Genomic DNA, 20,303 nt, shown 5'->3' with positions numbered 1-20,303 from the left:
CTCTACTCTTCGCATATAAATAAACCTGTACACCCAAGCTAATATCAAACTGGTGTTATATTGCTTGTTTTTTAGCTACCAGTTGAGCCAATATAATACGTACATAACGTGATTGGGCTTTTACATGGATGAATCTCAACTAAATCAAGCGGATGCTCAGCAGAGGGTGGATCAAATACACGCCTTTGAATCTGAACTGGCAAAATTACAACATGCTGGCGTGATCACCATGCCAGTTGATCAGCAACAGGCTGTTTCTCAGTATCATCAGCAGCTTCTCACCCAGTTAGCCAAGCAATTTGACGTTGATACGACAGCTCAGTCTAAGCACCTAACATTAGGTATGAAAATCGCTTCGCTGTTTGGTGCTTTGGCAATGGCAGTGAGTTTATTCTTTTTGTTTTATCAATTTTGGGGCTACTTAAGCACAAGTGTGCAAGTGGGCATCTTGGTTACTACGCCCATTGCATTGCTCTGTGGTGCGATAAAGTTAGCTGAAAATGAATCCCACGGCTATTTTGCCAAAATAGCGGGTTTGGTTGCGTATGCGGGGTTCGTACTTAACGTAATGCTGCTTGGGCAGATTTTTAATTTAATCCCGTCGCCCAATGCGTTTCTGATTTGGTCAGGACTCGCCTTTATTTTGGCGTATGCTGTTAACGCGCGAGTATTGCTGTTTTTTGCAATTGTGAATGTGTGCAGCTTTATTGCAATGAAGGTGGGCGCATGGAGTGGCATGTATTGGATCAGTTTTGGCGAGCGCCCTGAAAACTTTATTGTGCCGAGTATATTACTGTTTTTAGTCCCGCATTTTATCAATCAGCGTGCATTTATTGGCTTTGCTGCAATGTATCGTGTTTTGTCTCTGATCATACTGTTTCTAGTTGTGCTTATTTTGTCAAACTGGGGTGGCGTAAGTTATTTCAATTATGATAATGACCTTGTTGAAGGCGTGTATCAAGTTGCTGGGTTTGCGTTAAGTGCAGCGGCGATTTGGCTTGGAATTCGTAAAGAGTGGTCGGGCGTTGTGCAAACTGGCAATGTATTTTTTGTGCTGTTTCTTTACACCAAGTTCTTTGATTGGTGGTGGGATTGGATGCCTAAGTATCTATTTTTCTTTGTACTTGGGTTATGTGCGCTGCTTGCATTATTGGTATTTAAGCGAATTCGTAAGTTAGACAAACACACGAGGACAAGCGCATGAAAAAGTACTTAATTTACGGTATCGCGTTAATTGTTTTTACCAATATTTTTATTTTAGGTGGTGTTTTTTATAATCGCTCTGGTGAGCCAACGGCGCAGCTAGTTTTATCTGAACGAGAAGCACGCTTGCCATACTTATCTGGTTTTGAAAAAGAAAACTCGGGCGTAGGGCTTTCAATCTCTTGGCGTGCATTGGCAAACAAAAAAGACGAGCTTGCTTATTACAACAACCGCAGTATAAACCTAACCAAGCAGCAGTTAATAGCGTTAGGGTTTACTGAACTTGAAGTCTCTGAAGATGGCTGGGCGCAGGAACGTACGTTATTTTTTGCGCTTGAATACAATGGCGAGCAATATCAAAAGTCATTAGCAAATGCGCAGAGTTATTATGAAAAAGCGCTTGCTCGTTTTGAGTTGGATATTAATGATGAACAGCTCAAATATGCCAAAGAGCGAGCCTCTGAGGCATATCAACAAGAGTTGCATCGCAATAGTCGTTTGTTCTTTTTAGAAGCGGCACAAGACTATAAAACACTTGCAACTAAATATGCAGCGCAAAGCAATATCGTTATCGTAAAAGGAAATGCGAAGCCCTATTTTAATGATTACAGCAAAGATCACTCTTTGCATTTGCGTGCGCTGTTGGTGAACAGAATTAATGTACCTGCTCATTTCGTAGAAACCTTGGCAAGCTTAAAAACATCACGAGGACAAACAAAGCCAGACTATAGCGTGACGGTTAATTGGGGCAAACGTTTGGAACCTTGGATTGTAGATATACAGATGAACTAATACACAGTTTTAAAGCGTATATCTAATAGCTTGATCAAAGCGCAAAATACAATGCGGCTGCAAAGTTACGGCAGCCGCATGTTTATTGTCATTTTCTTGCCGCAAATGTGACACTTAACTGTAGTCAGTTCTCAATATCGGAACGGTATATTTTCTCAAGGGACTATTACGCATCGGATGCGCCAATTCACAACTGAGAAAATATAACAATGAAAAGAGTAATTCTATTAAGCTTATTGCTGCCTAGCGCACTATTTGCAGCACCCGAAGTTCATTATCAAGAATGTAAAACAACCTTTGACTATGCGCTGGCAAAATACCAAGGTACAACCGACAAAAATAATAGCGGTAGCCAGTGGTGCTATTTAAAATCACCGAAAGACGGTGAAAGTTGGGGCAATGTACGCACTGAGTCTATTCCTGAGTTTAAAACAGTTTCTGGTAAAACGTGTTTAGCGCCGTCTAGTTATCAAGGTGAAAAGTTCTATGGCTGTACCACCCGCAATCATTCATCACCATGGTGTTATGTTGCTGAAGGTGATTGGGAAGAATGTGACGCGCCAGCGCCTGAACCGCTGTTAACTCATACACAACCACAGCAAAGCAAACGTTTAGACAGAGTAGCATTAGGTAGCTGCTTTAAAACTAAAGGGGATATGCCAGCAGCGTTAGCGCGTTTGATAGGTCATCAACCTGACCTATTTTTATGGTTAGGCGATAACATTTATGCCGATACCACAAACATGGCCTTAATGCGTCAGAAATACGATGATAAAAAGCGCAACCCTGATTATCAACAGTTTTTAAAAGCCAACATTCCAGTTATGGCAACATGGGATGATCATGATTTTGGGCGCAACAATGATGGTAAATATTATCAAAAACGTGCAGAAAGCCAGCAAGAATATTTACGTCACTTTGATGTTGAAGCATCGGATCCGAGACTTAATGGTCAAGCAGGTATTTACGAAGCTAAATTGCTCGGGCCAAGTGGTGAGCAAACTCATGTGATTACACTTGATGCACGATATTTCCGTTCTCCTACTTTTAGTAACTATGGCACCTGCGAAGGTGATAACAGCACGATTTTGGGCGAACAACAATGGCAGTGGCTTGAAGCAGAGCTCAATAAGCCGAGCGAAATTAAAATTATTGCCAGCGGTATTCAAGTATTACCACCGCTTCACAAAGGAAGAAGCTTAAATAGCTACTGTGCTTACGGAAATGGTAACCAGTTTAATCAAGCGATTGCCAATTTGAATGAAGAAGCAATGTCTGGCACCAGTTATGAATCATGGGCTGAAATGCCAGCTCAGCGAGAAAAGTTATTAAGGCTTGTGCAAAAATCGGTAAATTCAGGCAAGACGAAAGCGGTGATTTTCTTATCAGGCGATCAGCATTGGGGTGAATTGTTACAAAAAGAGATACCAGCCAGTACAGAATTTGGTGCACCGGTCACCGTATACGAAGTGACGGCATCAGGCTTTGGTCAAAATTGGCCGTATCATATTGAAAACCCGTTGCGCTTGCCGATTTATGCCGATTTGCAAGGCAACGGTGACTATTCAAAACAATGTAAATTACCTTACAAATATGCGCTGGTTGAATACCAAGGGTGTATTACACGTGATCACGACAAACCTTGGTGCTATACCGAAGTGGATGAAAACGGAAAAGGCATTGAAGGCGCTTGGGGTAACTGCGCACCAAGCGGCGCTGTAATTCCAACCGGTAAAGTTGGCGTTGTGAGTAACAATATTAGCTCGCTAACAACGGGTAATCGTCATTTGATTAATAAGTCAGGCAGCAACTACGGCATGCTTGATATCGATTGGCAAAACCGAGAAATAAAACTGTCAATTCAAACAGCCAAAGAAGAAGCGGTTTCTACAATTGTGACGTTTTAATACTGCTTAAAAGGGCAATAAAAAAGGCGCTAATGCGCCTTCTTTAGTTTGAAAATGCTTACTCAACCGTAACTGATTTTGCCAGGTTACGTGGTTGGTCTACATCGGTACCTTTAATTACCGCTACATAGTAAGACAGTAATTGCAGTGGAATGGTGTACACAATTGGTGCCAGTACATCGTCAACTTGATTGACGTTAATAACACGCATTGTGTCATCTGAGACAAATTCAGATGCTTTATCAGCGAATACATAAATAATACCGCCGCGTGCACGCACTTCTTCAACGTTCGACTTCAGCTTTTCCAGTAGCTCGTTATTAGGTGCAACAACAATGATTGGCATATCGGCATCAATCAGTGCCAATGGACCGTGTTTTAGCTCACCTGCTGCATACGCTTCGGCGTGAATATATGAGATTTCTTTTAGCTTAAGTGCACCTTCCATTGCGATTGGATATTGATCGCCGCGGCCTAAGAAAAGTGCGTGATGTTTATCTGCAAACTCTTCTGCTAGGTCTTCAATACCTTCAGCAAGAGACAATGACTCTTCAAGCTTGTTTGGCAGTGATTTAATCGCATTGACAATTTCTGCTTGTGGCTGGCCTTTTTCTTGGGCAATTGATGCAACTAACATAAGTAAACCAACAAGCTGAGTGGTAAAGGCTTTTGTTGATGCAACGCCAATTTCAGCACCCGCTTTCGTCATAAACGCAATATCTGATTCGCGCACTAGCGAGCTGCCAGGCACATTACAAATCGTCATTGAGCTCATGTAACCTTGCTCTTTAGCTAGGCGAAGTGCAGCTAAGGTATCGGCTGTTTCACCTGATTGTGAAATGGTTACCAGTAGGCTGTTTTCATGAACAAATGATTTGCGATAGCGGAACTCAGAAGCAATTTCAACGTTACAGCTAACACCTGCGTATTGTTCTAACCAATAGCGTGCGACCATACCTGAGTGGTATGAAGTACCGCAGGCAATAATTTGCACATGCTTTACTTGCTTGAAAATATCCGATGCCGTATCGCCAAATGCGTCAACTGCAACTTTATCGCCATCAATGCGCGCTTCTAGGGTATTGCGCACCGCAACAGGCTGCTCGTAGATTTCTTTGAGCATGTAATGACGGTACTCACCTTTGCCTGACGCATCTTGGGTGATGTTAGACTCAACCACGTCGCGTTCAACAGCGTTGCCATCGATGTCGTAGATTTCAACTGAATCACGAGTAATACGGGCCACGTCGCCTTCTTCTAAAAAGATAAAGCTGCGTGTTACAGGTAGTAACGCTAACTGGTCAGAAGCAATAAAGTTTTCGCCTAAGCCTAAACCGATAACGAGTGGGCTACCAGAGCGAGCCACGACAATTTCATTAGGGTTTTCTTTATCAAAAACCACTGTGCCGTAAGCACCTTCAAATTCTTTTACAGCTGCTTGCACAGATGCAAGTAACGAGTCATGACTTTGACGAAGCTGGTGGATTTTATGCACCATCACTTCCGTATCAGTGTCCGATAAAAACTCGTAGCCATCACCGCGCAGCTGGGTGCGCAATTTATCGTGATTTTCAATAATACCGTTATGCACGAGCGCAAGCTGCTGGCTCGAAATATGTGGGTGAGCATTGGCTTCAGTCACACTGCCATGAGTTGCCCAGCGGGTATGGGCAATTCCCGTTGTGCCTTTTACATTCGCATCTGTAAGTGCTGCATCGAGGTTTGCAACTTTACCGACGGCTTTAACAGTATTAAGTGCTTTATCGTTGTTGCCTAATGCGACACCTGCAGAGTCGTAGCCACGGTATTCAAGGCGCTTTAGGCCTTCAATTAAAATTCGGTTAACTGGGCGTTCTGCCACAGCGCCAACAATGCCACACATAATAATCTCCTTAAATTGCACGGTATGTGAGCGTTAAATGGGTTACAGGTTTGTTGTCGGAACCTGCAAATGCGTTATTCGGCGCAAATAACAGTAACCTGATGTTGTTCAATTGCCTGCTTAGTGTTGTCGTCTAAGCCATCATCCGTTACTAAATAATCTACTTGCTGCCACGGTATTTCTAGATTCGGTATCTTCTTACCAATCTTGTTTGATTCAACAAGCACAATTACTTCCCTTGCTGAATCAGCCATAACGCGACTCAAACCGATCAATTCATTGAATGTAGTAGTACCTCTATCAATATCAATGCCATCGGCACCAATAAATAATTGATCGAAGTCGTATGAGCACACAACTTGCTCGGCAACTTGCCCCTGAAATGATTCAGAATGCGGATCCCAGGTGCCGCCAGGCATTAATAAAGTTGGCTCATTTTCTAATGAAAGCAATCGGTTAGCTACATTTATGGCGTTGGTCATGACGACTAAACCACGCTTGTGTGAAAGCTCAGGGATCATTGCCGCTGTGGTGCGACCGCTATCAATAATAATGCGGTTATGATCTTTAATGAGATCAGCTGCTGCTTTTGCTATTTGCATTTTGCGAATCGGATCGAGCTTTTCGTCGCTATTTGCAACGATCTCTTGTGGCAATGCCATTGCGCCACCGTAACGACGTAATAGCAGTCCACTCTGTTCAAGTGCGGTTAAATCTTTTCGAATCGTAACTTCTGACGTTGCAAACTGTTCAGCGAGCTGTTCAACGCTCACTTCACCAAGTTCATTTACTTGCTGCAAAATAGTATGGCGTCTTTGTTGGGTGTTACGTTTCGTCATTTTTCCAATAAGTTTCGTTTCGAAAGATGTGGTATTTTAATTGAAACTTAACAGATCGCAAGCGCTTATTTTATGGCCGTTATGTGGTTCGTTGAAGATTATTGCTGAACATCTAGTAACAATTGCCAATATGGCTTTGTTGTAGTTGCTTAATGATTTATTTATAGTGCGTAAAGCGTTAATAAAAACAACAAGATGCTATGAAGGAAAAAAAGCAATCCAAACTTCACTTTTCGCAAGATAAGGTGAATCTATTTTTGGCGCTATGCGCCATTATTATTTCAGCAGCCTCATTTTATGCCACTTTTTTACAAGCCAATGCGGCAGAAAAGCAGGTAAAAGCGGCAACTTGGCCTTGGATGCAGTTTGTTTCTGGTAATGCGAATATGGAAAAACGCAGCCAAGAGATTACCTTTACCTTAAAAAACTCTGGCGCAGGTCCTGCCCTTGTTAAATATTTGAAGTACACCTACCAAGGTAAAGAGTATTACGATGTTTATGACTTTATCACTGCATGTTGTTTTGACATTAAGGCCTATGAAACGGCGCTGAAAGAACTGCAAAAAAAGTCACCGAAGGTTAATTTCTTTAAAGAATTTGGCTGGATCACCACCTCATTTGCGCAAAATGCACTTGTGCCACCGGGAGGCTCAATTAGTCTTTTAGCGCTTGAAAAAACCAAGTACAACGAGAAGTTTTGGCAGATTCTTGATAAAAAGCGCTTTAAAGTAAAAGCTGAGGTGTGTTACTGCTCCATACTCGAAAACTGTTACATCAGTAATGGCAAAGGTGATACGCAAGAGGTTGAAATCTGTCCAGCAATTGTCGAATCAAAACCAATTGTAAAAACCACGCCCGTAGAAACAAAAAAAGCCGCTAAATAGCGGCTTTTTCAATAGCGTTGTTGTTAGCTTTTCTTAACAGGGCGCTGCCAACCATCAATGTTGCGTTGTTTTGCACGTGATACAGCTAACTGCTGCTCTGCAACATTGGCGGTAACAACTGAGCCTGCGCCAATTGTGGCTGTTTGACCAATTTCAACAGGCGCTACCAGCGAGCTGTTTGAGCCAATAAACGCGTTATCGCCAATAATGGTTTTAGACTTATTTACACCATCATAGTTACAGGTAATGGTGCCGGCGCCAATATTTACTTTTTCGCCTACTTCCGTATCGCCAAGGTACGTTAAATGATTCGCTTTAGAACCTTTGCCTAAGCGGGTCTTTTTCATTTCGACAAAGTTACCAATGTGCGAGTCTTCTTCCATAATGGCACCTGGACGAAGGCGTGCAAATGGGCCAAGTGTACATTTAGCAGCAACTTTTGCCTCTTCAACAATAGAGTTAGCTTTAATCACCACGCCATCGCCGATTTCGCAGTCTTTTAGCACGCAGTTCGGGCCAATAACAACATCGTCACCAAGTACTACTTTGCCTTCAAATACTACGTTAACATCAATTTGTACGTCTCGACCTGTGGTGACTTCACCGCGTACATCAATACGTGCAGGATCAGCTAAACTTGCGCCATTTAGCATTAAATCTTCAGCTTGCCACGCTTGATAAGCGCGCTCTAATGCAGCTAGCTGCACACGGTTATTAGCACCTTCCACTTCCATTAAATCGCTTGGTTGGGCAGAGGTAATTTCAACGCCATCAGCGTGCGCCATAGCAACAATATCCGTTAGGTAGTATTCGCCTTGCGCATTATTATTTGATAAGCGGCCGAGCCAATCACGTAACAAACCACCGTTAACCGTCATAATGCCTGAGTTGATTTCAGTGATTTTTAGTTGCTCTGGGTTGGCATCTTTTTGCTCAACAATACCCACAATATTGCCATCTTTACGCTCAATGCGGCCATAGCCCGACGGATCATCTAAGTTGACGGTTAAAATAGCGAGGCCTTTACTTGGTGTTACATCAAGTAGTGCTTCTAATGTTGATTTTTTAGTAAGTGGTACGTCGCCGTAAAGAATTAATACGGTATCGTCATTCGCGATATGCTCTTTTGCCTGTGCCACCGCGTGGCCAGTACCAAGTTGCTCTGCTTGTAATACCCAGTTCACATCGTTATGCGCTAGGTGCTCTTTTAATAACTCGCCGCCATGACCGTAGACTAAGTTAGTGGTGTTAGCGCCAAGCGATAATGCATTATCAATAACGTGTTGCACCATAGGCTTGTTGGCAACAGGGTGCAGTACTTTCGGCAGCTTTGAACGCATACGAGTACCTTTACCCGCAGCGAGAATAACAGTGGTTAATGCCATTAAATTAATTTCCTTTTTTCACATCGATAACAATCCAACATGGTTAGCGTTAAATAAACCCACTCCCTGTGCCGATTAAACTCACGTTTTAAGATGAGTACCTAAATCATATTGAATTGTAAAAACGGCGGATATTTTAACCTGCATTGCAATTAGTTAAAACAGTGTAAGCGTAATAATAAAACTCAGTATAAAATCGTATTATTGTCTTAATTTCACCAGTTCTTTTTTAATTAAATACTTATTAATCGTTTGTTAAATACTGATTTTAAATGCTTTTTTAGTAATTTTAGATGTTGAAAGCCTAGAGTAGATACTTTAATCTTAACGCGAGTGCGAATAATTATCGTTAAGGAAAATGTAAATGAACTTCTCTCGTACGCTAGTTTCAACAGCCATTGTTTTAGGCTTATCTACCACAGCGTTTAATGCACAATCCCAAAATAACAATGAAAAATTAGCAGGTGAGCAAGATATTGAAACGATTTCAGTATTTGGTCACAAGCTAACAGTGGCAAAGCATGATGCCGCGGCATCGATCTCACAAGTTAACGACGAACACATTAAGCGTAACCAAGAAGCTGAACTAAGCAATATTTTGAAAGAGTTACCGGGTGTTGATATGACAGGCAGTGTAACGCCACTTTCAGGTCAACCAGCGATTCGTGGTTTGTATGGCGAACGTATTTTTGTATCAATTGATAATGTGAAACGCAAAACAGAATCAGATGGCGGCAGCAATATTGCAACTATTAATAGCTTAGGTATAGATCCAGCCCAATTAAAGCAAGTTCAGGTACTGCGTGGCGCAGATTCGTTAACCGTAGGTTCTGGCGCAGTAGGTGGTAGTATTCGTTTGGTCACTAAAGATGCAAGCGATTACTTAAATGGTGAAGAAGGTTTTGGCGCTCGCGCTCAGGTAATGCACCAATCTGTGTCTGACTCGAATAGTTTTAGCGGTTCTTTATTTGCATTAACTGCGCACACAGACACGGTTTTACATGCCTCTTATGTTGAATTTTCAGATATTGATGTTGTACCAAGCGACGATAAAGGCGACGAAGTTGGCGAGTTAGCCAAGTTGGAAAAAATCAGTAATGACTCAGCTAGAACCAACGCAACAATTAAAAACACGTGGTATTTTGCACCAGAGCATAGCTTACAAACTAAATTAGATTGGAGTGAAACCGAATCGCTTAATCAGCCTTATGGGCAGCGTTTGGATTTAGCACTGCGTTATCCTACTTTGTCTGAAGATTATAAAAATGACTACATTGAATTAATGACTAGTTATACCTATCAGCCAACCTCACCGCTTATCGATTTAGATGTGCAGGCGGTATTCTCAAAGAAAAGTTACGATGAAGTAACCATGGGTTATATTGTTAATCGTGGCAATAAAATAGCGTTTGACAAATTAAGCGACGGTAGCAATACACGTACAGGTTTAAGGGTTGCTAACTTATCTGAATTTGAAGGCGTGATTAATCACAAATTAGCGCTTGAGTTCAATTTTGAATACGAAGAATTTGAACAAAATGAACTTGAAGAAGGTGTCAGCTCAACGTTCTACGGTAAAAGTGATTCAACTAATTTTTCACTTGCGGCAATTGATCAAGCCAGCTTTTTAAACGATACATTACTGACCACAGCGGGCTTGCGCTATGATGTCTTCGATCGCAGTAGTAACACATTTGATGACTACGATAATAGCGATAGCGGCGAGTTATCCAGTGAATTGGGCGTAACCTATAAAGCGACTGATTTCCTTAATTTTTATGCCAAATATGCAGAGGCATTTCGCGCACCTTCGGTACAAGAGCTGTATAAAAAAGACGAGTGGCGCTGCCACATTGGTGGCAAAATTTGTTATCAAGAACCGCAGCCTGATTTAAAACCAGAGCTATCAGAAAATATTGAAGTGGGCTTTGGCTTAGATTGGTCTAACGTTGCTTATGCCGACGTGTTCACTGTTAAGGCTATGTATTTCAATAACGATATCGAAAACTTTATCGATAACGTACCGTTTATGTATTACGTTGACGAAAATGGCAATAAGCAGTTAGGTTCACCTGGCCCTAACCCTAGCAATGGTGTGCCGGTTGCCACGCACCGTGATTACAGCGCGAAGAATATCGGCAAACTTGAAAGTAGCGGTGTTGAATTAGAGCTGCATTACTCGCTTAGTAAGTTTGATGCGTATTTAGGGTATTCCACAATTGAAATGGATGCGTACGGCGTACCTAACTTCTTTTTAGGTACCATTGAAAATGACAAACAAGCCTACACAGAAGCGCCTGCAGATAAGCTCACGCTTAATCTAAATTACCAAGTGCTTGATAGCCTTAATGTGGGTGTGCAGATGCTCGCATATGCTGAGCAAAAACGCTTGCCAGAAGCCTATTTAGACCGAGGTTGGGGCACAGATTCATACCAACTTTATAATTTAAATGCGAGCTATCAAGGCGAAGGTGTGCTTTCAGGGGTAGGCGTTGTTGTGGGGGTGGATAATATTACCAACGAACGCTATTTACGTGCACCAGCGAGTAATGCAACAGATGCGGGTGAACTAGGGCGTAACTACAAAATTACAGTAAGTTATCAATTCTAATATAAAAAAGCAGGCACACTGTGCCTGCTTTACTTGTCTGTTTATAGCTTAGGTTTTACAAACTTAAGCGTGAAACGGTTACTTTCACCAATAGCAAGGTACTTGGCTTTGTCTTTATCACCTAGTGCAAGTGTTGGTGGTAATGTCCATACGCCTTTTTCGTACTGTGCTTGATCAAGCGGATTGGCATTCACGCCCGAACTGGCAACCAATTTAAAGCCCGCTTTTTTAGCAGCTGCTTCAACTACACTTTGTTTAATGTAACCCGATTGGCGAAAGGCTTCTGTGTCTAAGTTCTCAGGTAATTTATGATCAACGACACCTAAAACACCGCCAGGTTTAAGCGCTTTAAATGCAGCATCAAGTGTTGATTGCATCATCTCGTCGCTAGTCATATAAAAATTATGTAAGTTACGGAAAGTTAGCACCATGTCGGCACTGCCTGCAGGGGCCATTTCTGGGCTAAATTTAGGGTGAAATTCGGTGATTTCAGTTTTGCTCAGTGCCGGTGTATTTTTAATTTTTGCCTGATACTTTGGTAAATGTTTATTGAAGTAACCAATATCTGTACCTGACGGAAAATGCGCCGCAACAAACTTACCTTTCTCAGCCACCATAGGCGCGATAATTTCGGTGTACCAACCGCCGCCTGGCCAAATTTCTACCACATTCATATCTTTGCTTAAACCAAAGAAATTTAGCGTTTGTTGTGGGTTACGAAATTCATCACGTGCTTTATTTTTATCGCTGCGCACTTCGCTTTTTACTGTGTCTTGTAGCGTTGTTGCATGTGCGACAGTGATAGATGCGGTCGCAATTGCTGCACTAATCGCTAGGTTAAGTAAGGTTTTCATGTTTAGTCCCTAAAGGTAAATTATCGGTACAAGCTAAACATAAAACTGTTGATTGTTTAAGCATTTTGCGTTGTAACTTGTTGCAAAATATTTCTATTTAGCCAACTGCTAAATTTTTAATCGATTTTTTAGGTGGTTTTAACTCAAGCAAACTAGCTAATTAATCACGATTTTGTTTCAATTCGTTACAGAATAAACGTGACAACTAGAAGACTCCGAGATGAAGCAAATATTAAAGACCTCACTTGCGATGGCAGTGAGCTTAGCGTTGTGCTCACAGGCAGGCGCAGAAGAAGCGAAAAAAGAAGAGAAAAAAGAGTGGCAAGTTGAAGCGCCACAAGGTGAATTTTTAGATGCCAACATCAAAGTGCAACAAGGTACTTGGATGAACGTAGATGTAAGCCCAGATGGAAAAACACTGGCATTTGATCTACTTGGTGATATTTACACAATGCCAATTTCAGGCGGTAAAGCAACTAAGCTAACGTCAGATATTCCTTGGCAAATGCAGCCGCGTTTTAGCCCAGATGGCAAAAAAATCGCGTTTACGTCAGACCAAGGTGGCGGCGACAATATTTGGCTAATGAACATTGATGGTTCAAACCAAGTTGCGGTAACCAACGAAACATTCCGTTTATTAAATAGCCCTGTATGGAGCCCTGATGGTGACTTTATCGCTGCGCGTAAACACTTTACGGGCACACGTTCACTTGGCGCTGGTGAAGTATGGCTTTACCACAAAGCAGGCGGCAAAGGTGTACAGCTAACTAAGCGTGCAAATGACCAAAAAGATTTAGGTGAACCAGCATTTTCACCTGATGGTCGCTATGTTTATTTCTCACAAGACGCGACACCAGGTAAAACGTTTCACTACTCAAAAGATTCAGTTGCGGGCATTTATAAAATTAAACGCTATGACCGTGAAACTGGTGAAATTGAAACCATTATTGAAGGCATGGGTGGCGCAATTCGCCCAACACCATCACCTGATGGCAAAAAGCTTGCTTACGTAAAACGTGATGATTTCCAATCAAGCCTTTATGTATATGACTTTGCTACGGGGGAACACACAAAGCTATATGGTGCGCTTGAGCGTGATATGCAGGAAACATGGGCAATTCACGGTGTTTATACGACCATCGCTTGGACCCCTGACAATGAAGAGCTGATCTTCTGGGCGGGCGGTAAACTTCACAAGCTGGATGTTGAAAGCAAGAAAGTAAGCGACATTCCATTTGAAGTGGAAACTAGCAAAAAGCTACAAACGGCATTACGTGTTGCACAAAATCTTGATACCAAAGAATTTGACGTAAAAATGCTACGCAATGTGCAAGTTTCGCCAGATGGTGAAACTGCGATTTTTGAAGCCATGGGTCATATCTACAAGCGTGATTTAGAGTCGGGTAAAGTAAGGCGCCTAACTAAACAAAGCGACCACTTTGAGTTCTTCCCGTCGTTTTCTCGCGATGGTAAGAAGATAGTGTACGTAACTTGGGATGATAATAAGCAGGGCACTATTCGTGTGGTGTCGGCACGTTCAGGCCGCGGCAAGGACATTGTTGAAACTAAAGGTAAATACGTTGAACCAACCTTTAGTCCAGATGGTGATACAGTGGTATACCGTAAAATTAAAGGCGGTGCGATTCTAGATCCAAGTTACTCGGTAAAACCGGGTATCTATGCTGTAAGCAGCCGTGGCGGTGACGAAGAATTTATTACCAAGCATGGTATTCAACCGCAATTTGGTGCTGAGAACGACCGTATTTATGTAATGCAAGCATGGCCAAAACCATCGCTTTCAGTGGTTGAACTAGCCAGCAAAAAAGAGCGCAAACTATACGAAGCAAAACACGCGACTGAATTCCGTTTATCGCCGGATGGCAAGTACTTAGCGTTTGCTGAGCGTTTTAAAGTATTTGTAACGCCATTTGTGGAGCGCGGCAAAACCATTAATATCGGTCCGAAAGATAGTCAGTTCCCGGTTGAGCAGTTATCAGTTCGTGCTGGTGAAAATATTAGCTGGAACACGTCAGCTGATAAGCTTTACTGGTCGCTAGGTCCTGAGCTTTACCATGCTGACTTAAACGGTGTGTTTGATATTGCCAAAGATGAGTCAAAGTCGTTTAAAGTTGAAAACGGCCAAAACATTGGCTTTAAACAAAAAATGGATGCACCAAAAGGTGTAATTGCACTGACTGGCGCACGCATCATTACCATGAAAGGTGATGAGGTAATTGAAAATGGCGTTATCGTTACCGACGGTAAGCACATTAAAGCAGTTGGCTCTGTGGCAGATGTGAACGTACCAAGTGATGCATTAATTATTGAGATGAACGGCAAAACCATTATGCCGGGTCTTGTTGATGCACACGCGCACGGTTCGCAAGGTTCAAATGAAATTATTCCTCAGCAAAACTGGGAAAACCTAGCAGGGTTGGCATTTGGTGTAACGACAATTCACGATCCATCAAATGACACAACTGAAGTATTCGCAGCCAGCGAAATGCAAAAAGCCGGTAAAATTGTCGCGCCGCGCATTTTCTCAACTGGTACGATTTTATATGGTGCGAACATGCCTGGTTACACTAGTCATGTTGATAGCCTGGACGATGCGAAATTTCATATTGAGCGTCTACAAAAAGTGGGTGCGATTAGTGTTAAATCGTACAACCAGCCTCGTCGTAATCAGCGTCAACAAGTTGTGCAAGCTGCACGTGAACTAGGCATGATGGTAGTGCCAGAGGGCGGCTCATTACTGCAGCATAACTTAACCATGGTGGTGGATGGCCACACGGGTGTTGAGCACTCACTACCAGTGGCGAATATTTATGATGATATTAAGCAGCTGTGGAGCCAAACTAAAGTAGGTTATACACCAACGTTAGGTGTTGCCTATGGTGGTATTTGGGGTGAAAACTACTGGTACGATAAAACAGATGTGTGGTCGCATCCAATTCTGTCGAAATACGTACCTAAGAACAAGCTACTGCCGCGCTCTATGCGCCGCGTTAAAGCGCCTGATCATCATTATAATCACGTAAATAACGCCCGTGTTTCGAAAGAATTACAAGACTTAGATGTACTAGTAAACATTGGTGCTCACGGTCAACGTGAAGGCTTAGCAGCACACTGGGAAATGTGGATGTTCGCGCAAGGGGGCATGGCACCACTAGAGGTGATCCGCACTGCAACCATCGACCCTGCAACGCACTTTGGTTTAGATAAACACATCGGTTCACTTGAAGTCGGTAAGCTTGCCGACTTAATGGTGATCGATGGCAACCCGTTAGAAAATATTCGCGATACCGATAAAGTAACGCACACTATGATTAACGGTCGTTTATTCGATACTGCAACGATGAATGAAGTAGGTAAGAAAAAACGCGAAAAGTTGTATTTTGAAGAATAAGCTTTACGTAATCTGATTTCAGGTTAAATAACGAAAAGGCTGAACTTAAGTTCAGCCTTTTTTATATTGCAGCGTTATTCGTCTTGATACTTGTCTTTAATAGCGAGGATTTTATCAAGCTCCTGGCTAAATAAATCAACCAACTTAGGCTCAAAATGCTTACCTTTTTGCTCGTGTAAAAAAGCCATAGTTTTTTCAATGCTCCACGCTTCTTTGTAGGGACGTTTACTGGTTAATGCATCAAATACATCTGCCAGTGCAACAATGCGCCCTTCAATTGGAATATCTTCGCCCTTAAGGCCTTTAGGGTAGCCGCTGCCATCCCATTTCTCATGGTGGGTCAATGCCACTGTTTTTGCTAACGCGATGAGCTCTGAATCGTCATCACCGAGTATTTCAACACCTATTTCAGGGTGTTTTTTCATAATCGCGAACTCTTCTTCGGAGAGTTTACCGGGTTTAAGCATGATGTGATCGGGAATGCCGATTTTGCCTAAATCGTGCATGGGGGCTGTGTGTAGCAGCAAGTCGGCTCGCTGCTCTGAAAAGCCATAGGCTAAGGCAATAATTTTAGCGAAGTGGCTCATTCGCATAACATGCATGCCAGTTTCGTTGTCTTTAAATTCGGATGCGCGACCTAAGCGTTGAATGATTTGCAGCCGCGTTTCTCTTAGCTCTTCAGCATTGACTAGCGATAAGTGGGTTGCAACTCTGACTCTAACAATGGCAGGTGATACCGGCTTGGTGATGTAGTCAACAGCGCCAATTTCAAAGCCTTTTGTTTCATCGGCTTCTTCTGATAATGCAGTGACAAAAATAACCGGAATATTCTGTGTTAGCGTATTGGCTTTCAGTTGCTGACAGACGTCAAACCCTGTCATATCAGGCATCATAATATCTAATAAAATAAGTTGTGGTTGTTGGCTACAGGCCAAACGCAGCGCTTCTTCACCACTTTTAGCAAAGGCAATACGGTAGTCTTGGTTGAGTATTTGATTGAGTACTCGTAAATTAGCTGGCTCATCATCAACAACTAAAATCAGGGGTGTGTTATCTTGCATTGAGATACCTCATGTCAGCTTATTTAATAAATGCTCAATGGCTTCACAGCCGAGCGCGAAGTCAAAGTCGTTAATTGCATTACTAATGGCCATAATTTCATTATGGTAGTGCTCGTCTTGTAAGGCGAGTAATTGTGATAGTGCCTGCTCATCAATCTCGTTATGCTCTGCGTGATGTTTCAAGCTGTGCAATACGTTTAATAACTGTGGTTGGATGTGCTTGTTATCTTGTTCAATGAGCGCTTCATTCTGCTCGGCCAAGACTTTTTGCTTCACTTGATTGAAGACGGTGTCAATTTGCTGCAATATTGTCTCACCTTGTTCAGGATGACTGCAAATAATCGATTCGAGCAGTTCAACTTTACGCATGAGTTGGGTAAGAGAAAGGTTGCCACACACGCCTTTTAAACCATGTGCGATTTGCAATAATTCGGGCCATTGTTGCTGTTTATAATGAGTTGATAACAGTTCAACAGCACTTTGTTGCTCTGAAATAAAACGTGACAGCTCGTGATAATAAGCCGTTTTGCTGCCCCATAGCGCAATGCCTTTTTTGTCATCAATTAATTTATCATGGTTATTGTTACCATTTACGTGCGTGATTGAGTTATTTAACCCAAGCACTCGGCTGATTTCATTAAATAGCGCGTTTTTATCAACGGGTTTGTTGGCAAAACCATCCATACCCGCATTCTCGGCGGCTTGTTTATCGGCCTCTAACACACTGGCAGTAAAGGCAATGATAGGAAGTCGAGTTAAGTTTTGTTGTTGCTCGGTCGCTCGTCTTTTGGTTGCAGCGGTTAAACCATCCATTACTGGCATTTGAATATCCATAATTGCAAGGTCAATGGCGTCATCCGATGCCATACGAATTAACGCTTGCTGGCCGTCGCGTGCGGTTATTACTGTATGCCCTTCTCGCGACAGTAGCACCGATAGTAACTCGATATTTTGCTGAATATCATCGACGATTAAAATGGTTAACGGTGGCAGTTTTACCTCATCAGACGGTGCCGCAAGAGGTTTGACGTTAGCTGTGGTACTCGCCGCCAGTGGTAAGGTGAAATAGAACAATGAACCTTTATCGAGTGTGCTGGTGGCACTAATTTCTCCGCCCATTAACTCTACTAACTGTTTGCTTATTGTTGTACCAAGTCCGGTACCACCAAAGCGGCGACTCATCGATGAGTCAGCTTGAGTAAACGCATCAAACACATGTTGTAACTGTGATTCGGTCATGCCAATACCCGTATCTTCGATAGCAAAGGACACTTGGTTATCTTTGGTTGGCTTTACGGTTAGTGTGACACTACCTTGCTGGGTAAATTTAATGGCATTGTTAACTAAGTTCGTAAGTACTTGGCGAATGCGTTCTGGCGAACCCAAGTAGCTGGCTTTTAATTTAGGATCGAGATTTAAATTGAGTGCAATGCCTTTGTTACGCGCCTGCAACCACAGCGTGGAAACAACTTCATCGATTTCTTGAACAAGTGAGAAATCTCGAATCTCGAGCTCAAGTTTTCCTTTATCGAGTTTGGCACTATCTAAAATATCATTGAGTAGATGCAACAAAGATTTAGCTGAGTTATTAATTGTTGTTAGATGACGCTGCTGCTCTTGCTGCAAATCGCTTTCCAGTAAAATGTCGCTAAAGCCAATAATGGCATTCATGGGAGTGCGAATCTCATGACTCATATTGGCCATAAAACTAGCTCTGGCAGCTGCTGCTTGTTCAGCGCTCTCTTTCGCATTCACCAGCGCTTGCTCCATTTGTTTGCGCTCAGTAATATCCATAATAAAGCCATCTAACCAAGAATCTTGCGTACTTTCATTACTGGCATGTGTGCCTTGCTCCATCACCCAGCGAACTTCTCCATCACGGTTAATTATGCGGTACTCTAAGCTGAACGCTCCTTGCTCTGGAATACTGGCAAAAATGCGCTCTTTGTCGTCAGGGTGAAACAAATCAGAAAAGCTGCGTTTGGGATTTGGCATTAAAAAGTCGGCTGCGTGATAGCCAGTAATGCTTTGTACAGCATTGCTGATATACATCATTGGCCACTCAGGTGTATTTTTACAACGATAGGCGATGCCTGGAATATTGGTGATCAGCGAGCGGAATTTTTCTTCGTTTTCTCTTAGTGCTTTTTCCATGCGCAGGCGCGGGCGGATATCACTGATAAAAGCGACGAAAAAGTCATTGGTAGAAAGCTTTACATGACCAATTGCAAGACGTATTGCGACAAGCTCACCGCTTTTATGGCGGGCTTTAACCTCCCGCCCTTTTCCAATAATATTTGCTTGCCCAGTAGAAAAGTAGCGGGAAATGTAATCATCGTGATTGTCGTGGTAGGGTGTAGGTACGAGCACGTTAACATTTTTTCCGATAATTTCATCTGTAGACCAGCCAAGTAATTCCTCTGTCGCTTGGTTGATACTGAGTACAGTGCCACTACGATCAATGCTTACGATACCGTCAACAGCGGTATCCATCATGGCACGAATACGGCGCTCGCTCTCGGCTGCTTTGACTGAGATATCTTTGTAGCGATAAAGCATATTAAGGCCCAGCACTAAGCAAATGATTACGGCTGTGGTAATTGAAATACCCAATGCAAGATAAATTGAAATTTCCGATGTTTGTTCACTGAGTTCAAGGCCTGGAGGCCTAACAAAACGCGCCGCTGCCATGCCGGTGTAGTGCATACCAGTAATAGCGCAGCCCATAATAATGCTCGACCACACTTTGGCGTAAGGCAAGGACTTACCTTGTGTGCTAAAAACCGCAAGACCAAAATTAACCCATAACGACAACATAGCCAGTGACACAGCAACCACAATTGATAAACCAAATACCCAAGGTTCGTAGCGGAGCAAAGGTGCCATTTCCATCGCTGCCATACCGGTATAATGCATGGTGCCGATGCCTGCACCGACAAGCACACCACCAATTAGCAGCGGGATAAAGCCTTTGCGGTGGCTATTTATAAAATTTAGCGCGACCCAGGAAGCAAAAATACCTGGCAGCATCGAAAGAAAGGTAATTGCTCCATTGTATTCAACGCGTGTACATAGATCGAATGCGAGCATGCCGATAAAGTGCATGCTCCAAATACCTCCGCCTAACGCAATGCTGCCAATTGCTAGCATGGTGTGGCGTCTTGCTGTTGAATGCGTTTTTGTCACTTGTGACGCGACTTGCAACCCCATGAATGATGCAAAAATAGCAATTAAAATTGAAAGAGTTACCAACCAAGGGTTGTAGCTACCATAAATCAGTAGGCTGTCGGTGGGCACTGAAAAGTGTGAAAATATCCAATCAAGCATCTCTATTTACCAAGGTTTTAGTATAGAACGGCTGCTATATTTAGTAAGTTTAACACTTTACGGTAAAAACCATTACCGATTTGATGTTCTGCTCTGATTAGTTGAGAACATGCAGCTATATTTTTGTTTAAGTTATATACTTATAGCCA

General features: G+C 42.6%; 12 protein-coding genes. 6 read left to right on the top strand and 6 right to left on the bottom strand.

Features of this window, described 5'->3' with window-relative positions; genetic code table 11:
- The first annotated feature begins 124 nt into the window (after window positions 1-124).
- The 3 genes from PSPO_RS13985 (at window position 125) to PSPO_RS13975 (ending at window position 3,902) form a co-directional block, all read left to right on the top strand.
- Window positions 125-1,204 (top strand): DUF2157 domain-containing protein, encoded by a 1,080-nt coding sequence (locus PSPO_RS13985; RefSeq protein ID WP_010561412.1) that lies wholly within the window; start codon window positions 125-127, stop codon window positions 1,202-1,204.
- Window positions 1,201-1,995: a DUF4824 family protein gene (locus PSPO_RS13980; RefSeq protein WP_010561413.1), complete on the top strand. Its 795-nt coding sequence runs from the start codon at window positions 1,201-1,203 to the stop codon at window positions 1,993-1,995. The genes PSPO_RS13985 and PSPO_RS13980 overlap by 4 nt, the downstream gene beginning before the upstream one ends.
- Before the next feature lie 209 nt (window positions 1,996-2,204).
- Window positions 2,205-3,902: an alkaline phosphatase D family protein gene (locus tag PSPO_RS13975; RefSeq protein ID WP_010561414.1), complete on the top strand. Its 1,698-nt coding sequence runs from the start codon at window positions 2,205-2,207 to the stop codon at window positions 3,900-3,902.
- 58 nt (window positions 3,903-3,960) lie between these two features.
- Here PSPO_RS13975 and glmS read toward each other — a convergent pair whose 3' ends face one another.
- Both glmS and PSPO_RS13965 read right to left on the bottom strand, forming a co-directional pair.
- A complete protein-coding gene (glmS, locus tag PSPO_RS13970; protein WP_010561415.1) occupies window positions 3,961-5,784 on the bottom strand; it encodes a glutamine--fructose-6-phosphate transaminase (isomerizing) in 1,824 nt (607 codons plus the stop codon).
- A 74-nt stretch (window positions 5,785-5,858) separates the two neighbouring features.
- A complete protein-coding gene (locus PSPO_RS13965) occupies window positions 5,859-6,623 on the bottom strand; it encodes a DeoR/GlpR family DNA-binding transcription regulator (protein WP_010561416.1) in 765 nt (254 codons plus the stop codon).
- A 200-nt stretch (window positions 6,624-6,823) separates the two neighbouring features.
- Here PSPO_RS13965 and PSPO_RS13960 point away from each other — a divergent pair, with 200 nt between their 5' ends.
- The gene (locus tag PSPO_RS13960) at window positions 6,824-7,507 is read left to right on the top strand and encodes a hypothetical protein (protein ID WP_010561417.1); all 684 of its coding nucleotides are present in this window, start codon (window positions 6,824-6,826) and stop codon (window positions 7,505-7,507) included.
- 23 nt (window positions 7,508-7,530) lie between these two features.
- On the opposite strand, the gene glmU is transcribed toward PSPO_RS13960, so the two are convergent.
- On the bottom strand, window positions 7,531-8,892 hold the full coding sequence (gene glmU, locus PSPO_RS13955; RefSeq protein WP_010561418.1) for a bifunctional UDP-N-acetylglucosamine diphosphorylase/glucosamine-1-phosphate N-acetyltransferase GlmU: 1,362 nt from the start codon (window positions 8,890-8,892) through the stop codon (window positions 7,531-7,533).
- Window positions 8,893-9,256: 364 nt separating this feature from the next.
- On the opposite strand from glmU, the gene PSPO_RS13950 reads away from it, so the two are divergent.
- A complete protein-coding gene (locus tag PSPO_RS13950; RefSeq protein ID WP_010561419.1) occupies window positions 9,257-11,503 on the top strand; it encodes a TonB-dependent receptor domain-containing protein in 2,247 nt (748 codons plus the stop codon).
- 41 nt (window positions 11,504-11,544) lie between these two features.
- Here PSPO_RS13950 and PSPO_RS13945 read toward each other — a convergent pair whose 3' ends face one another.
- Window positions 11,545-12,357: a class I SAM-dependent methyltransferase gene (locus PSPO_RS13945; RefSeq protein ID WP_010561420.1), complete on the bottom strand. Its 813-nt coding sequence runs from the start codon at window positions 12,355-12,357 to the stop codon at window positions 11,545-11,547.
- Between the two features lie 220 nt (window positions 12,358-12,577).
- Here PSPO_RS13945 and PSPO_RS13940 point away from each other — a divergent pair, with 220 nt between their 5' ends.
- Window positions 12,578-15,766 carry an amidohydrolase family protein gene (locus PSPO_RS13940; RefSeq protein ID WP_010561421.1) on the top strand — a complete coding sequence of 1,063 codons (3,189 nt, stop codon included), beginning with the start codon at window positions 12,578-12,580 and terminating at the stop codon, window positions 15,764-15,766.
- Between the two features lie 74 nt (window positions 15,767-15,840).
- Here the strand turns inward: PSPO_RS13940 and PSPO_RS13935 are convergent, their stop codons facing one another.
- Together PSPO_RS13935 and PSPO_RS13930 are read right to left on the bottom strand one after the other, a co-directional pair.
- Window positions 15,841-16,827: a response regulator gene (locus PSPO_RS13935; RefSeq protein WP_010561422.1), complete on the bottom strand. Its 987-nt coding sequence runs from the start codon at window positions 16,825-16,827 to the stop codon at window positions 15,841-15,843.
- Window positions 16,828-16,836: 9 nt separating this feature from the next.
- Complete coding sequence (locus tag PSPO_RS13930) at window positions 16,837-20,154, bottom strand: MHYT domain-containing protein (protein ID WP_010561423.1); 3,318 nt, start codon at window positions 20,152-20,154, stop codon at window positions 16,837-16,839.
- Window positions 20,155-20,303 lie beyond the last annotated feature (149 nt).

It is taken from the genome of Pseudoalteromonas spongiae UST010723-006 (assembly GCF_000238255.3).
Classification (GTDB): Bacteria; Pseudomonadota; Gammaproteobacteria; order Enterobacterales; family Alteromonadaceae; genus Pseudoalteromonas; species Pseudoalteromonas spongiae.
Note: the sequence above shows the minus strand (reverse complement) of the source record. Positions and strands in the feature narration are given on the sequence as shown.

Bases quoted from the DNA above. Each gene is read 5' to 3' on its own strand.
- PSPO_RS13985 (WP_010561412.1), top strand. From the start codon at position 125: ATGGATGAATCTCAACTAAATCAAGCGGATGCTCAGCAGAGGGTGGAT.
- PSPO_RS13980 (WP_010561413.1), top strand. From the start codon at position 1,201: ATGAAAAAGTACTTAATTTACGGTATCGCGTTAATTGTTTTTACCAAT.
- PSPO_RS13975 (WP_010561414.1), top strand. From the start codon at position 2,205: ATGAAAAGAGTAATTCTATTAAGCTTATTGCTGCCTAGCGCACTATTT.
- glmS (WP_010561415.1), bottom strand. From the start codon at position 5,784: ATGTGTGGCATTGTTGGCGCTGTGGCAGAACGCCCAGTTAACCGAATT.
- PSPO_RS13965 (WP_010561416.1), bottom strand. From the start codon at position 6,623: ATGACGAAACGTAACACCCAACAAAGACGCCATACTATTTTGCAGCAA.
- PSPO_RS13960 (WP_010561417.1), top strand. From the start codon at position 6,824: ATGAAGGAAAAAAAGCAATCCAAACTTCACTTTTCGCAAGATAAGGTG.
- glmU (WP_010561418.1), bottom strand. From the start codon at position 8,892: ATGGCATTAACCACTGTTATTCTCGCTGCGGGTAAAGGTACTCGTATG.
- PSPO_RS13950 (WP_010561419.1), top strand. From the start codon at position 9,257: ATGAACTTCTCTCGTACGCTAGTTTCAACAGCCATTGTTTTAGGCTTA.
- PSPO_RS13945 (WP_010561420.1), bottom strand. From the start codon at position 12,357: ATGAAAACCTTACTTAACCTAGCGATTAGTGCAGCAATTGCGACCGCA.
- PSPO_RS13940 (WP_010561421.1), top strand. From the start codon at position 12,578: ATGAAGCAAATATTAAAGACCTCACTTGCGATGGCAGTGAGCTTAGCG.
- PSPO_RS13935 (WP_010561422.1), bottom strand. From the start codon at position 16,827: ATGCAAGATAACACACCCCTGATTTTAGTTGTTGATGATGAGCCAGCT.
- PSPO_RS13930 (WP_010561423.1), bottom strand. From the start codon at position 20,154: ATGCTTGATTGGATATTTTCACACTTTTCAGTGCCCACCGACAGCCTA.